Source organism: Paenibacillus wuxiensis (assembly GCF_040195695.1).
Taxonomy (GTDB): domain Bacteria; phylum Bacillota; class Bacilli; order Paenibacillales; family Paenibacillaceae; genus Paenibacillus_B; species Paenibacillus_B suaedae.
This window is the reverse complement of sequence record NZ_JBEFZI010000002.1, coordinates 265,352-279,765: the sequence shown is the minus strand read 5'-3', so window position 1 is coordinate 279,765 and position 14,414 is coordinate 265,352. Positions and strand designations below refer to the sequence as shown.

The 14,414-nt window shown below is 33.6% G+C and carries 15 protein-coding genes; 3 read left to right on the top strand and 12 right to left on the bottom strand.

The features are described 5' to 3' along the window. From xerS to ABN764_RS04575, 4 genes are all read right to left on the bottom strand, one after another. Positions 1–1,071, bottom strand: a complete 1,071-nt coding sequence (gene xerS / locus ABN764_RS04590; protein ID WP_446671076.1) for a tyrosine recombinase XerS — start codon at positions 1,069–1,071, stop codon at positions 1–3. A 192-nt stretch (positions 1,072–1,263) separates the two neighbouring features. Continuing rightward, positions 1,264–1,809, bottom strand: a complete 546-nt coding sequence (locus ABN764_RS04585; protein ID WP_446671075.1) for an AAA family ATPase — start codon at positions 1,807–1,809, stop codon at positions 1,264–1,266. A 19-nt stretch (positions 1,810–1,828) separates the two neighbouring features. Continuing rightward, positions 1,829–2,203 carry an ASCH domain-containing protein gene (locus ABN764_RS04580; protein ID WP_446671074.1) on the bottom strand — a complete coding sequence of 125 codons (375 nt, stop codon included), beginning with the start codon at positions 2,201–2,203 and terminating at the stop codon, positions 1,829–1,831. Continuing rightward, positions 2,181–3,236, bottom strand: coding sequence for an N-acetyltransferase (locus tag ABN764_RS04575; RefSeq protein WP_446671073.1), 1,056 nt, complete (start codon positions 3,234–3,236; stop codon positions 2,181–2,183). The genes ABN764_RS04580 and ABN764_RS04575 overlap by 23 nt, the downstream gene beginning before the upstream one ends. Positions 3,237–3,482: 246 nt before the next feature. Here ABN764_RS04575 and ABN764_RS04570 point away from each other — a divergent pair, with 246 nt between their 5' ends. After that, the gene (locus ABN764_RS04570; RefSeq protein ID WP_446671072.1) at positions 3,483–3,896 is read left to right on the top strand and encodes a TIR domain-containing protein; all 414 of its coding nucleotides are present in this window, start codon (positions 3,483–3,485) and stop codon (positions 3,894–3,896) included. A 14-nt stretch (positions 3,897–3,910) separates the two neighbouring features. Then, positions 3,911–4,849: a caspase family protein gene (locus ABN764_RS04565; protein WP_446671071.1), complete on the top strand. Its 939-nt coding sequence runs from the start codon at positions 3,911–3,913 to the stop codon at positions 4,847–4,849. A 458-nt stretch (positions 4,850–5,307) separates the two neighbouring features. Here the strand turns inward: ABN764_RS04565 and ABN764_RS04560 are convergent, their stop codons facing one another. From ABN764_RS04560 to ABN764_RS04545, 4 genes are all read right to left on the bottom strand, one after another. Beyond that, complete coding sequence (locus ABN764_RS04560; protein ID WP_446671070.1) at positions 5,308–5,442, bottom strand: hypothetical protein; 135 nt, start codon at positions 5,440–5,442, stop codon at positions 5,308–5,310. 15 nt (positions 5,443–5,457) lie between these two features. Beyond that, positions 5,458–6,057, bottom strand: a complete 600-nt coding sequence (locus ABN764_RS04555) for a DUF6338 family protein (protein WP_446671069.1) — start codon at positions 6,055–6,057, stop codon at positions 5,458–5,460. A 360-nt stretch (positions 6,058–6,417) separates the two neighbouring features. Further along, positions 6,418–7,434 carry a hypothetical protein gene (locus tag ABN764_RS04550; protein WP_446671068.1) on the bottom strand — a complete coding sequence of 339 codons (1,017 nt, stop codon included), beginning with the start codon at positions 7,432–7,434 and terminating at the stop codon, positions 6,418–6,420. 45 nt (positions 7,435–7,479) lie between these two features. Continuing rightward, positions 7,480–7,830 carry a helix-turn-helix domain-containing protein gene (locus ABN764_RS04545; RefSeq protein WP_446671067.1) on the bottom strand — a complete coding sequence of 117 codons (351 nt, stop codon included), beginning with the start codon at positions 7,828–7,830 and terminating at the stop codon, positions 7,480–7,482. A 154-nt stretch (positions 7,831–7,984) separates the two neighbouring features. Between ABN764_RS04545 and ABN764_RS04540 the strand changes: the two genes are divergently transcribed. Further along, complete coding sequence (locus ABN764_RS04540) at positions 7,985–8,983, top strand: DGQHR domain-containing protein (protein WP_446671066.1); 999 nt, start codon at positions 7,985–7,987, stop codon at positions 8,981–8,983. Positions 8,984–9,003: 20 nt separating this feature from the next. On the opposite strand, the gene ABN764_RS04535 is transcribed toward ABN764_RS04540, so the two are convergent. From ABN764_RS04535 to ABN764_RS04520, 4 genes are read right to left on the bottom strand one after another with little or no spacing between them, the layout of a single operon-like run. Further along, entirely contained in the window at positions 9,004–10,596 is a 1,593-nt protein-coding gene (locus ABN764_RS04535) for a hypothetical protein (RefSeq protein WP_446671065.1), read from the bottom strand. Between the two features lie 23 nt (positions 10,597–10,619). Further along, entirely contained in the window at positions 10,620–11,597 is a 978-nt protein-coding gene (locus ABN764_RS04530; RefSeq protein WP_446671064.1) for an ATP-binding protein, read from the bottom strand. A 25-nt stretch (positions 11,598–11,622) separates the two neighbouring features. Beyond that, entirely contained in the window at positions 11,623–13,572 is a 1,950-nt protein-coding gene (locus tag ABN764_RS04525) for a TnsB C-terminal domain-containing protein (RefSeq protein WP_446671063.1), read from the bottom strand. Next, positions 13,535–14,227 carry a hypothetical protein gene (locus ABN764_RS04520; RefSeq protein WP_446671062.1) on the bottom strand — a complete coding sequence of 231 codons (693 nt, stop codon included), beginning with the start codon at positions 14,225–14,227 and terminating at the stop codon, positions 13,535–13,537. The genes ABN764_RS04525 and ABN764_RS04520 overlap by 38 nt, the downstream gene beginning before the upstream one ends. Positions 14,228–14,414 lie beyond the last annotated feature (187 nt).

Below are 14,414 nucleotides of genomic sequence, written 5' to 3'. Positions count from 1 at the left end.
TTAATTGTCCATTCTGTTTATTGCTTCTTTCATTTCATCGTTTGTCAAATGAGTATAAATCATTGTTGTTTGAATTGAAGAATGGCCCAATTGATTTCTTAATTTGGGAACATCATTGTTCTCTTTATGATATCGAGTTGCAAAAGAATGTCTTAACGTATGCACTGATAAAGATGATTTTCCATATGATTTAGCATATTTCTCAACGATTTTTTCTATTGATCTTTGAGTAAATCTGCGGCTTTTACCCTTCCGTCCTACATCAGCAGGTAAAAATAAAAATGGATCAGATTTTCCTGGTTTGTACCTTGCTTCTCTAATTTTTATATACTCCATTATATCATTAAATGCCTGATCGCTAAAATATACAAATTGTTCTTTATTCCCTTTTCTAGTGACTCGTATCAAGTTGTTTTTTAGATCTAGATCTTCTAGATTACAACCGGCGACTTCTGATAAACGGAGTCCTGATCCTAATATTAGTGAAATAATCGCAGTATCACGTTCCCGATTGTGTTGATGAAATCGGTGCATCCTTTTATTATCTTTATATTTTTGACCATAACCATGCGATACAAATTCACGAAAGGAATCAAAGTCATCATCTCTTAATAGGGTTCCGCCTATTCTGTTTGCAACTGTTTCTTGACTTTCTTTAACTGAATTTAGTTCTACCTTAGCCATGACATTGCGCAATAGATATGGCTTTAAATCGGTGGTTTCAGCTTTATTTTGTAAGTAATCAAACAGCGATTTGAGAGCTGAAATTTTTCGATTAATGGTGATTCTGCTGTTTCCTGTTTGATATTCAAGATAAGTGAGAAAGTTTTCAATGTCCCGGACTGTTAACTTTTCTAAAGCGTCAAGTGATACATTTTTTCGGTGGTCATCTACAAAACAGTCCGTTACCATCCAATCAAAAAAGATAATAAAATCATGGGTATAGTTAAGGAGAGTGGTGTGTGACAGTTTCCTCTTACGGCTATCTATGTATTCTGTAACATACCAAGGTAAGTCAGAAAGCTTCTCATCAATCCGTTTCATATAATGGAGCTTTGTTTGCTTATCCATGCCATGTTACCTCCGCAACCGGTTATCTTATAATAAATTTCGTCAAATTTGTATTTTACGTAATTATTAGTAAATACCTAGTTTGTAGACGTTCGCCAGATAAAAGATGTTAGTTGGGGAGAAACCAAGTGTCAGAGGGATAACCATCCCCCCAACAAAAGGTTTTCGTATGAAATACTATCACAATTACTATCACTTTTCTTCTATAGTTAGTTTCTTAATGAAGTCATCAATAACGACTCGATTGTTGTCTGTTACTCGATAAATACATAAAGGAATATGTAGTATATTCGAAATTTTTTGCGCGAATTTTAATTCTTCTTGCTGTAGTTTTCTTATCATATCAATATCAATAGATGCAATCGAGTCTCTCTTAACTAGCCTGGAGTGGATTTGTGCTTCGTCGTCAGTCAATAAGATGATGCCTCTTGGTAAGAGATCTGAGAACGTTTGAATGGGCAGTCTCACTATATTACTAAACTCATTTATTACACAAAAATGGCCATCTAATAATAAAGTGGTATCAAGCAGTTCAAGTTCATTAATGGCTTCGATTAAATAGTCTTGATTTTCAGTGATGTGACTTACTCTTTTACTAATATCAAAGTGTTTTTGTTTTTTAGATGCGATTAGTTGACTTGCAGTATGGTGAATTAGTTGATAATCATTAGTCAGTTCACGACAAAATTGTGTTTTCCCTACCCCATGTACACCAGAAACGAATATGATATTATTCATCTATAATTCACTCTACTTTTCAATTGATATAACAAAAAGATTGAGGTGCATGAAAAGACTTGTATTCTGATTTGGGATCAATTGGTTTATCGTAAAGAACAGGATCTGAAATTTTAATTGCGTAACCTTCTACTCTGTTTTCAAAGTATTTTTTAAAATATAGATTGCTTATGCCTGAAGCATCTTTCGTCTTTTCCCATAATATATCGGGACGGTTAGCGATTATGGCTTCTATTTTGAATTCACCTACTATTTTCCCTTCAGGCATCGTAGAGTACACTACAACTGTATCAATATTCTCTTTCTTGAAAATTGATTTTCGATACTCATATTTCTTTTCACCGCTAAATATTTTTTCAACGAATTCGGGTTTAATCGATAACAAGACTTTCATATACATCACCTTTTATTAAAATCTGTTCAAATTCTTGATCATTAAGAGTGAAGTAGCCCCAATAGTTATCTTTAGATAGGCCTACTTCCTCCACCAATCTTTGTTGATTTAATCTTCTTCTTAACGCTATATTATAAGTCATTTTTAAAATGTATACGTTACCAGGTTTATTCCAATAATACTGTAAATCCTGAGTTGAAAATACAGAGTAATCTTTACAATACTTAAGAAACTCCTGTATATTTGCAAAATCTCTTCGATGCTTCATCTCCTCTACAACACAGATAGATGTTGCTACCGAGGTATACCATGCTTTTGTGTTTTCCGTTTTTGTTCTATAGATTACAATCAAGTCACCTGGTCTTACAGTTGCAAGTCCAGGCATTGAAGCAATATAAACCTTATGAATACTGTTAGTATGAGATACATCTTTAATTATATCAAAGCTCTCATTACGAAGAATAGAATCCGGAAACAACTTCGTGTGATATACGGGCTTTACTGCTAATAAGTGCTTTCGTTTCCCTTTTGAGCAGACTAAAGGATAATCTTGTAGAATATGACCTACAGCGCTTTCAAGCGTCTTAGTCAATACTAATTCTTGGCCTGTAGTTGATTGCTTAACTGAATTATTAATAAAACCGTACTTAAAGAAGAGACTGACAAGTGATTGGTGTTTTGGGAATACTGTAACATAGATATTCTCTATTCCACATACAACTGCAAAGTCCAATATTTTTTTAATAAATCTTTCACCGAGACGTGTTCCGTGAGGATTTACCTTCATCGTTCCTACTTTTAACCAGGTTCCTTCTTTTAGTGCTGGGTGAACATCTGTAACCGGCCCTATTTCCTTTTTCATATAAAGGAAGGCTTCCAATAATCCCGATTCATTATATAAAACTTGAGCCTTCTCATCTTTTTTCTTATGAAACCAATCAACAAATCCAGGGTAATCTTCCTTTAAGCTAATAAAGAATGGATCATTTAAATCTATTTCTTTAAATATTTTTATCTCAATAATTCCATCCATAATAACACCTCTTGCGCTAAGTATTTTATGAAAATAATGATAACAAATGGCTGATGTCGAAAGCTGTCTAATTAGGTCGTGTGGTCTAAATAAGATATTTTGATTTCCGTGCTGAATACCTATTGTTTTTTATAGATGTTGGAGGAAATCATACAAGAGTAATTGCAAACACAGTGGAATTCTATATAATGGAATTAGCATTCGTTTATGAGAGTGCTAATAAACTAATTTTGAGGAGAGTTTTTCATGTCGAAAACATACAATTTGTTTATAAGTCATTCTTGGGCTTATCCTGAGGCATATGAGGGATTGATTAAGTTACTAGATAAGGATCCCTCCTTCACTTATAAAAATTACTCTGTCCCTAAAGATGATCCTGTACATAATGCTAAAAATGACAAAGAACTTTATGAGGCTATAAAAAAACAAATTAGTCCAAGTTCAGTTGTAATAATCCTCGCTGGAGTTTACGCCTCTTATAGTAAATGGATTGATCATGAGATTACCATTGCCAAAACCGAGTTTTACACATCTAAGCCTATCATAGCTGTTGAACCATGGGCTTCTGAGAAAACGTCTAAGAAAGTAAAAGATAATGCAAATAAAATAGTGAAATGGCAATCTAGTTCCATTATTTCAGCAATTAAAGAATTAGGTTAAGGAGATTAGATACTGTGAGAAAGGCTTTAGTTGTTGGACTAAATGAATATCCTAGTTCCCCACTCTATGGATGTGTCAATGACGCCATTTCTGTTGGACAAATTTTATCGAAAAATGGTGATGGTTCTCCTAATTTCGCTATCAAATATATTACAAATAAATCTACTCGAAGCGAACTAAAAAGAAGTATTGACGAACTTTTCAAAGGTGATAGCGATATTGCTCTCCTCTATTTTTCAGGTCACGGTCTTATAAACTCATCAGGTGGATACATCGTGACGACTGACTATGAAAGTTACGATGAGGGCATTCATATGGATACAATCCTAACCTTTGCTAATCAGTCTACAGCTCGCAACAAAATTATTATTTTAGATTGTTGTCATTCAGGTTTATTCGGTTCTCCTGGTTTAAACCAAGGGAGTTTAAGTCAACTTAGTGATGGATTGACCATCTTAACAGCATGCCGGAGCTCTGAAGTGGCCTTGGAAAGTAACGGTCAGGGTGTTTTCACATCTCTCTTGCTTGATGCACTGCATGGTGGTGCAGCTGATTTAAGGGGATATATCACGCCAGGGAGCTTGTATTCCTATATTGACGAGGCACTCGGTGCATGGGATCAACGACCTGTATTTAAAACTAGTATTTCTCGATTTACACATCTAAGAAGAGTAGAACCTGTTATACCACTAGTTACATTAAGAAAAATCATTGATTATTTTCATATTCCTGAGGAAGAATTCCAATTAGATCCTTCGTATGAGTATACAAGTGATAGTGCAAATGAGGAGAATGTGGCTATTTTTAAAGATCTTCAAAAATACCAATCTGTTGGTCTAGTAGTGCCTGTTGATTCAGAATACATGTACTATGCCGCTATGGAATCAAAATCTTGCCGTTTGACAGCTCTAGGGTATCAATATTGGCGCTTAATAACGGAAGGAAAGGTATAATCAAGAATACTCAAAATTGAAGATCCTAGGCTACCGTAAGGGGGTGAATCCGGTCTTGTACCGGACTCATGCCCTTTACCTTAATTCGTTTGTTACTTGTAGTACACAAGGTATATGATCAAGTTCATTCTTAAAAATGCTCTATTGGTACGTTTTTGTTAACGCCAATTCTTATTACAATGTTCCCCCCTCTTTTCCTTCACGTAACTTTTACCTCTTGTATTAATGTAAATAAGCAACAAAAAAACTGCACACCCAATCTTAGATGTTGTCTAATAATTAGGGTGCAGTTCAAATTGAGTGGTTTTCGATTGGCAAAATTATTTTAAAGGTCTAGGTATGTTAGAGCTTCCGCCAGGAGGCCCTTGTGTTTCTTGGGCTTTATTAGGTTGGTGTCCATTTTCAACCTTTTTGATAGGCTTCTCGCTTTTTTTGTTCATTATTTTCTTCCCCAGTCATTATTTATTTAGGATTGGCCTTGAAATACTTGATCCACCTTTGGGAGGAGACGTATTTTCTTTAGGTGCTACAGGTTGCATACCTTTTTGTTCGCTTTTAGAGCTTGTTTGATGTCCATTTTTATCGTTTTTCATATTTCCCTCCATCAATTACATTTTGTAAAATTCAATATGAAGAATCTGGTCACCGGCTATCCAAACTCCATTAGACCGAGGGACTTCCCTCCAATCCCCTTCGTCATCCAAGCTATAAAGTGTCTCTATATATACATCTTTCTCGTTTGGAACAGAAGAAGCAATAGATTTACTTGAATACTTCCCAAAAATTCGTGTCCCATCTTTTAATGTAATAATAACATAGGAAGCCTCACTCATTATATAATCCCAAGCTGTAGGTACAGGGTGCAATGTATATATATTTAATTTATGGAGCAGTACTCTTACCCATTCCTTCTCAGTTATGTATCCTATCGTTAAACCCAAGATGAATGGGAAAATTATTAGTACACCAATAATACAAATAGACCATCGGAAAGGATGGAGATCATAATAAGCTATCTTAATCCAATGATGTATTAATGGCCACCAAATGATGAAGTTTAAACAACTAAAGAAAAAGAACCTTAGGAAAGCTGGTTGATAAGCTTTATCTCTTTGAGGAATAAAAATACCATAAGCATAACTCATAGAGAACCCAGGGATAATGAACAACAATGTATAAATAGCCATATCCAAGTTAGAAAGAGTCAAATCATAAGCCCCATTTCATATTTACAATAATCTTCACATCCTCAAATAAGCAGATAAACAGTTGTTTAGTGACGAATTCTAATTTCACTATATCAAATACTTTTTCTGTTGTCACATTTTAACTTTACGACTAAACAAGCAATTACAGAAGCTAATCATAATTCGTGTAAAATATATAATAAAGGCGAAATCCACTCATATGGATTTCGCCTTTATTATATATAGTCTGAATATCTATGAAATGTTTAATAACATACACTTATCAAAATTTTATATCCCAGTTCCCAAAACATTTGTGACACATTATTACCTAACCTACTAATAATATAATGCAATGCTGTTGTTTGTGTCTATTACAATTTATAATGCAGGGAAATAATAAGAATAAGGGATTAGTTTTTCTCTCATTGTATTTGTCCAGAAATAATCCAAATAGTCACAGTGTTTTATAAAAGGTTCATTAAGTTCATTCAAATTATATGAATTACAATACTCCTCATTTTCGAACCCTAATACATGATGATTATACAAGTTTACATACTGTTCTATGTTTGGTATGACTTCTCTGAGGAAAACAATATCAAAAAGCACTGGCTCATTTGGATTAAAATATTTATAGGCGTTTAAAGCACATCTTAAATAATAATCTTGTCTTGTTCTTAGTGGTAAGTAAGTTATTTCTAAAAGATTTGAAGGGGTACTTCGTTTCTTACCTGCTCCTAGAATACTAAAAACTATAGTAGCAGAAACTACAGTTAGTAAAAGAGAATGAGACTTATTTTTAATAAGATTTGGTCTTATAGAATTATAGTAAGATATATTTTCATTAAAAGTGATAGTACCTATAATTCTTGTAGCTGCAAAGGCATCTGCATCCATCTCCAATACTTGACTTTCAAGTGGAGGTAATTCATTACGCTCGGATTCTAAGAACATAATTGTTTTGTTTGCAGTATAACCAAGACCTAATTTGTATTTTAAATGTCCATTAAATATATGTCCTAATTCATGATTAATAAATATTTTGGATGAAAGTTCGAATAATATATCAAGATATATTTGAGCGTTATCCTCTGTATAATCCTGGTCTCCATAAGAAATGATTTTGTAAAAATTGAAATTCCCTTTATTTAAAAGTGTATTATAAACTGCAAATATTCTTTCGAAGAATTCCGAGTAAAAAGTCATTGAATATTTATCATCATATAAAAGACTTTGTGCATTGAAAAATATACCGTTCTTAATCTCATAATTAATGCTTAATTCATTATTTGAATATAATTTCAAGTTTTGGTTAGCATAAATAATAGCGGATTCTATTATGTCTTTGTATGTTTCTTTTAAATCATTCGATAGAATTTTCTTTCTCCTCCTCATCTACGACCTTCTGTCGTTTTTGTATATTATTCAATTTTTCTTATTTTATTTTAATGAATCCATTGTATCTAACCAAACACTAACAAGCTTTTCAACAGCTTTAACTTCTTTGATGTCTCGAGCAATTAATTGTGATTGAAGTCGGTTCATAATCTCAATAAATTCATTTGATGAGCCATTATCCTGATAGTTTAGAAATAATTCCTCTGGTGAAACTTTCAAAGCATTTATGATTTTTTGCAAAGTCTCAAGTGTAATATTTCTCTCACCTCGTTCAATCCCACCTACATATGGCTGGGGAAGATCAACTAATTCACCAAGTTGTTCTTGAGTAAGTCCTTGTGCCATTCGAAGGGAACGTATTCGTGAACCTACGAATTGATTTATTTTAATCATATCAATGGCCACCTCTCTTTACTTAAGACTAGGTGTACCATTTCAAATGATAAAGATACCTAAACTATATATTACCACTACTAAATATATATTATATGATATATATTGTATGAACAATATTCAAACTTCTGTAAACTATGGGGTGCTATGTAAAATGATGAATCTACCAAACCAAATAGTTATTGAAAATGTTCTACAGTGCAAAATGAGAGGCAAAGTAGCCTATCAAAGTTATTTCTCAGCCTCTATTGCTATGCAATTAACGTATACTAAACCATATGATCATACTTCAGGTAAAGGTTATCAAAGACCGACTGATGCTAAGAGAATCAGAGACTTCTCAATGTATTTATCAAGAGGCGATGAGGCACTGTTTACTCCGATATTGTTGAATGCAGGTGGTAATTGGGAGTATGTGGCCTATGATAAGCACAGACCATCGTACGGACGTTTAATATGTAAAAGTAAAGCATCTTTGATGGATGGCCAACATCGACTAGGAGGAATTCGCAAATATATACAAGAAACAAATTCAGAATTAAACGTACCTTTTATGGCTTTTCATTTTCTTGATGAGGATGAAGAAATTAAATTGTTCGACACAATAAACACAAAAGCAAAAGGCATCAGTTCCTCTTTAAGTAAATATTTAAAGAGAGAATCTGATGATTTAAGTTGGATTGCAACAGAATTACTTTCCAATAGCGATAGCCCCTTCTATCATATTGGAAGCATCATTGGAAAAAGAACAAATGGTAGACATGTGACTTTACAGAACTTATATAGGATATTGAACTATTTCACAAAAGAAGAAGGCATTAGAAATTTGAGTAAGGACGAAAAATTAGCTCTTGTTCTCTCTTACTTTAATTTAATTCGAGATATGTATCCTAACGAGTGGATCAACTATAAAGAGTTTAAGTTAACTCACATTGTATGTTTGGATGCTCTTGCTATTGCTGGTTCTAAGGCCATTTCTAGATTTATGCGTGAAAATAAAAGACATATCGATCACCAAGGCTATACCAAAGCTGTAAAACGACTGAAGAATATTAACTGGTCAGCCGAAGGTCCTTTCAAATATTTAAAAGGAATTAATGGCTCTAAGACATTGTCAATCGATCTTTTAGAAATCATGATTCCCAATCAATAAGATCCTTGAAGCGGAGTCTTTCACATGTTTCTTATCGCTTGACGTAGTGGATGATGAGAGACTTCGTTGGGTTGTATTTTTCGAGTTTTTTTAGTTGGAAACGGGCAATTAATATTGTTTATCAGTTCGCTAATATTCGTATTATCATCCCATATTATATGGATTGATTCTGAATTGTGTTTTGGATAAAGTACTGCTAATAAGTTGTCTGTTTTTCTTTCATCTACCTCATGATTGGAAATTGACGCTGCCTGTGATAACCAATTATAAAAATTGTTCAAACATACATGACCTATAACATGAGATATTACCCATTTGATGTGAGTATAACATTGTGGATTGGTAACCGGCATATTAAGTAACAAATTATTGACTAGATCTATTAATAAATCCTTATCAGGATCATATGTAAAAGCAATACTCTGGATATTATGAGTTAGCTTATTCGTTGGTTTATTGTCAACATCATAGTAATAATCTAATTTAAGTAGTGATTGTTTCCATTTTGCATAAGCAAAGGCAAACGGACAGATTGGCCTTTCTGATGAACCAGGAATTCTATAGACATTGGTATATCGGTGAATACAGGAGCGATGAGCAAATAGAAAATTATTCATTAATTTTTTCCCGATTGATTGAATCGTTTTTACCTTTATTTCGATTAATTCCTTCATGATATTCTTTACTAAAGGATTGTGTATATCTTCTAAGTCAAAACGATTATGAACTGGATACAAGTTGCTTGGTCGTGTTTTTATATCTGTTTTCATAATCGAAGGATTCTTAATATGCTGAATATTAGATGAACTCGAAACAGACTTTAAATTTGCTTGCAAATTGCTATCTAATTTCCCGATTCCTAATAGAAAGTCCAGTAATAGAGTGTTTTTAGTTATATTAGAATACTCGTAGAAATAAACTCTTTTAAACTTCTCTTGTTCATCAAGATTAAGCCTGATCCATGTATTTATTTTGGGATCTATGATGTCCTCAAAGCTATATTTTTTCCACAGAGCTGTAAATGGTGCATTCTGCTGAAGTTCTTTGTATCTATAGCCGCACGAACAGATATATGGTGAGCTCATAAACCGATCGGATATTTCGTATGGGATTTTCACGTCACATTCAGGGCAGTTTTCAATAAGTGGAGAATTGTGAAATGGGCAGTGATAGATAAGAGCAAATTGATGTAGTATGCTGTGGTAGCCGTCCTTCATACACTCTAAGCATATAGTCAAAGATCTTCTCCAATAGTGGTTTTCACATACGTCTTTTTTTAATTCAATAAACGTTCCGTTCGGTAAAAAACCTGACATCTGTTCAAGAATATATTTGTTATATGATTTTAGAGAAAATCCTAATAGTTGAATGAAACGCTGTTCCTCGAAGGCAGATAGCAAATATAAATCATGATTTTTAGTACCGAGTATTGATCTTTTTTTAAGTACTTCTGTTTTAGCAAACAATTCAAAGATGTCTTTTTTCGTAGCATCGTTAGCATATTTAATTTTTTCGAATATAGACCAAGGTGATTCAAAATCACTTAACCAATTGTCATTCCATGTCAGTAAAATATCAGTTGGACTCAAATAATCTGATAGTTTAGGAATCACTAGATTATCTCTCCTAAATGGAATTATATTAATTCATGTAGAAGTTCATTTTCAATATAGCCTGATTTTTTTATTGCTTCTAACCAATGAGATTGTAATAATGATGGAACATTTTTTCCTTCTAATCCATTCTTTTTAAGAGCATATTCCACAGTCAAAGTTAAATATTGCATGGGTATCTCTAATTTTTTTGAAATTCCTTTTTCTTTTCTAAGAGCTTCGTATGTTCCATATAATTCATCAGTGCAATTGAAAAGACGAAATCCTTGTTCATATGATTCTGGAAAATAATATCGAGTAAATGACCATCCGCTATTCTCTGGGAATTCGGAAAGATTATCATACCCTTCCAAGCATACTTTGAGCTCCTCTTTGGATTTAATTCCCGAAAAGCAATATTCATGCACCATAAATCTCCCCACAATTTGACTCATTTTTGCATTGATAAATGATGAGCGAATATGTTTTAGTTCATCTTGTCCAACAAGAATTGCGGTCATGTTAATTCCGGATTCCTTCAGGTAGTTATAGATGTCCATTAGAATATTGTATTGTAATGGTACGAGTCTTTGGGCATCGTCAATAAAGAGAACTATACGATTACATCCTGCCCTTTCTGCTTTTTCATGTAAGAATTTGTTGAGGCGATCACTTTTAATAGTTTGCCTGCCAGAATAGGGTAAGCTGTGACCGAATTGGGATAGAAGTTGTTCGTAGAATGTATTCTCGTTAATTCTAGTATTTTGATTACATCTAAAACGAAGTATGGGAAGGTGCTCCCCAAAATCTATAGGTAACTCATTAGCTAAGTAGTGAATAGCCCATGTCTTACCTAATCTCGGTCTACCATATGCTATGCCTCCGGGTGCTCGATTTTCTACCCACTGCTTTATAGTTTTATACATTCGACGAACTTCTTTTGTTCCGATAATATACTTTCCACTTTCAATAGGGTGAGACTTAGGTGGGAGCTTTGGCCTATCATATAAATTGATGCTCATTAAAACACCCTTTCACTTTCTAAATTTAAAAAGTATAAGTTCGAAAATGCCTTTTGTCAGAAGAGTCGTCATCTATCTCTGTTTCTTTATAAGGCGTATAATTATTTTCTATCGTCTCATCTTCAGATGCCTTTTCTGATTGAGTTTTCGTTAGTTCTCGTTGTATTTGAGCATATTGATTTCTTTCCCTTTTACTACTCTTAGCCTTTTCCACTTTATACTCATGATATATTTGAAATGGGTCATCATAGGTAGTAAAAAAGATCTTTCTTTTCTTCTTTAATTTGTTAATTGCTTGACGTGTTCTCAATGAGTGTGGTGTCGTTCCCCATTTACCAGTTGCAGTTAAATAACCAAACTCACTTCCATCCTTTAAGAAAGCCCGGATAGTACGAATATCCTCGATATTAACAAATAAAATTAGCTCGGCACCAATTAGATGTGGACTATGAGAAAGAACTTCACTACGATACGTTATACCTTCGAAAGTGATAAATGGACGTTTTCCCTGTTCTACACTACCATTTACTTTTCTCTTTGCACGTAAAGTAAAAAAAGCAGTGTCTCTTCTCTTGGAAGGTTCCATTACCCGTGGTTCCATGCCTCTTTCTATCCTTTGTCTCATAAGTTTTATTGGTGAAAAATTATTGATGCCGCTATGAGGAATTCCATTGTAATCCGAAATTAACACATGAGTTAATTCCTCTAACTCTTCAATGGATATAGAATATCTCTTTGCTTTCTTCTCAGGATCCTTTCGTAATGGATCTGAAGGATTGCTACCCGTTGTGCTTACAAGTTTATGATAACCTTGAACTTCTAGGGTTTTAAATAATCTCTCTATTATTCCCCTTACCTCTGGTGTTTCTACAGGGCCAGGGTTAAGTGTACATTCAACTACTTGATACAGCCGATCTGTAACAATGTTAGCTAGGTTAGCTCGTCCGTTATCATAGCTAAATTCATTCCAAAGGGCCCAAGCACATTCAGGAATTTCGGCAGACGGGATACCTCCTTCTTCATGATAGGTAATACCAGGAATAGTAAAAGATATTTTTTTATAAGGAATTATTGAGTTTCTTATACAATGCAAAACATCATCTGAGTTGTACTCTTTATTAAAACTTAAGTAATGACCTAGTATTGCACGTGTTGCTACATCTACTATCAACAAGAGCCAAACACGCTCCATTACTTCCGTAACTGTGTCCCCCTCAGGTGTTGTGAATGTAATTGTGAAGATTGCGTCTATCTTGTGCCCGTCAAATTGAACTCGATGATAAGGCCTAGTGATCAGAAGTTTCTCTTGTTCCGTATCATGTGTCCGTTTTGATGATCTAAATGCTTGGCTTCCATTACGTTTAGCAGCCTCAACGAAATATGATTGTTCAATTTTTTTTAAGTATCGATACAATGATCTACTAGCTTTGTCCTCAGTGTTAAAAGGATAATCATGTATTCCAATCCCTTGTTTTTCACACTCTTTCAAAAAATAAATGTGAAGACCATCACCGTTTAATGCAGGTAAATTCTTGCTAGCACTTCTTCTACGTAAGAAGGCCGAAATTACTTTTTTTTCAATTTCAGGATAACGTCTTAAAAGATCCGAGAAAGCACCTGTTAATTTAGGAAGCTCTGATTTATTTGAATTCGAGGTTGGAGTTTTTCTTTGATACTTATAAATTCTTTTATGGGGAATAAGCGCCCTAAAACCCCAAATGGTGTTTGTAAGTGGATCGTGTGTTAAACACCGTTTTATATATTTTCGAATCTCTTTCGCATCAATGTTTGTCAATTCCTTTATTTCAATAGATGATTTAGTTCCTTGCATGAATAACATCACTGCGGTTTGTCTTCTTTGAAATATTTCTTTTTCGTCCAAAGTAAATTGATCAGTATTTACCATTGGCCACGTTTGGATATCTAGATATTTTGAATCAATCTGTAAATTCTCGAGAAATCTCTTTTGAGACACTGATACTCACCTCCGTCAGTCCTGAGATTAAACAGTTACAAATATCGGCTTCAAGTATTCCATGATGTATAAGGTTGTAGATATGTTTTCTGATTAATGTTATTTCATAATTATTAGAAATCAAATTTTCTAATTGACGAATGCTATATTTACTTTCTGTAACGAGCTCTAGAAGTAATTGATTAAGGGTTAAGTCAAGTTGACAAAGTGGAGTAAAGTAAGGTAGGAGAGTTTTTATATTAGCAAGATAAACTGTATTCACTCGAATTTCCTTCTCAGTGATTAGCCGATGTATTTTATTGTTTTTTGCACACCAAATTCGTTGAGCGTACAATTCTTTTATAGCAAGCGATTTTGATCGTTTATGTTCTAAATCAACTTCATACGAATGTCTTACACATATATACTCTTCTGTCCCCTCCACGTTTTGGATCCACATATCGAAGATTGATTCTATAACTTCACCAGCAACCGTTTCAACGATTCGAAGTGGTTTCTCGCAGTACTTGATAATTAGTGGATTCGATTCTACTAAACACCAATGGTCGTATTGTAAGTCATTATACAACCTAACCTCTCGATTCAGCCTCTTACTAAAAACAAAAAAACGATTTCGACCCATTTCATTTTTTATTTCACGAATTGGTACGTACAAAGCTACCCTCCTGTTCTACTTTGTAGAATATTGTTACATTATAAATTTTCTATGGAGTCTTACGAAAACCTTTATTGAAAGACTATTTTTATTTAAAAGCACAATAAAATTCTACCTGAGAAGTTCTATATATCCCGTTCTAATTAATCATGACAAATTTGAACCTTATTACTCACTTTCTATAGAA

Bases quoted from the DNA above. Each gene is read 5' to 3' on its own strand.
- ABN764_RS04530 (WP_446671064.1), bottom strand. From the start codon at position 11,597: ATGAGCATCAATTTATATGATAGGCCAAAGCTCCCACCTAAGTCTCAC.
- ABN764_RS04560 (WP_446671070.1), bottom strand. From the start codon at position 5,442: ATGAAAAACGATAAAAATGGACATCAAACAAGCTCTAAAAGCGAACAA.
- ABN764_RS04550 (WP_446671068.1), bottom strand. From the start codon at position 7,434: ATGAGGAGGAGAAAGAAAATTCTATCGAATGATTTAAAAGAAACATAC.
- ABN764_RS04575 (WP_446671073.1), bottom strand. From the start codon at position 3,236: ATGGATGGAATTATTGAGATAAAAATATTTAAAGAAATAGATTTAAAT.
- ABN764_RS04585 (WP_446671075.1), bottom strand. From the start codon at position 1,809: ATGAATAATATCATATTCGTTTCTGGTGTACATGGGGTAGGGAAAACA.
- xerS (WP_446671076.1), bottom strand. From the start codon at position 1,071: ATGGATAAGCAAACAAAGCTCCATTATATGAAACGGATTGATGAGAAG.
- ABN764_RS04580 (WP_446671074.1), bottom strand. From the start codon at position 2,203: ATGAAAGTCTTGTTATCGATTAAACCCGAATTCGTTGAAAAAATATTT.
- ABN764_RS04545 (WP_446671067.1), bottom strand. From the start codon at position 7,830: ATGATTAAAATAAATCAATTCGTAGGTTCACGAATACGTTCCCTTCGA.
- ABN764_RS04570 (WP_446671072.1), top strand. From the start codon at position 3,483: ATGTCGAAAACATACAATTTGTTTATAAGTCATTCTTGGGCTTATCCT.
- ABN764_RS04540 (WP_446671066.1), top strand. From the start codon at position 7,985: ATGATGAATCTACCAAACCAAATAGTTATTGAAAATGTTCTACAGTGC.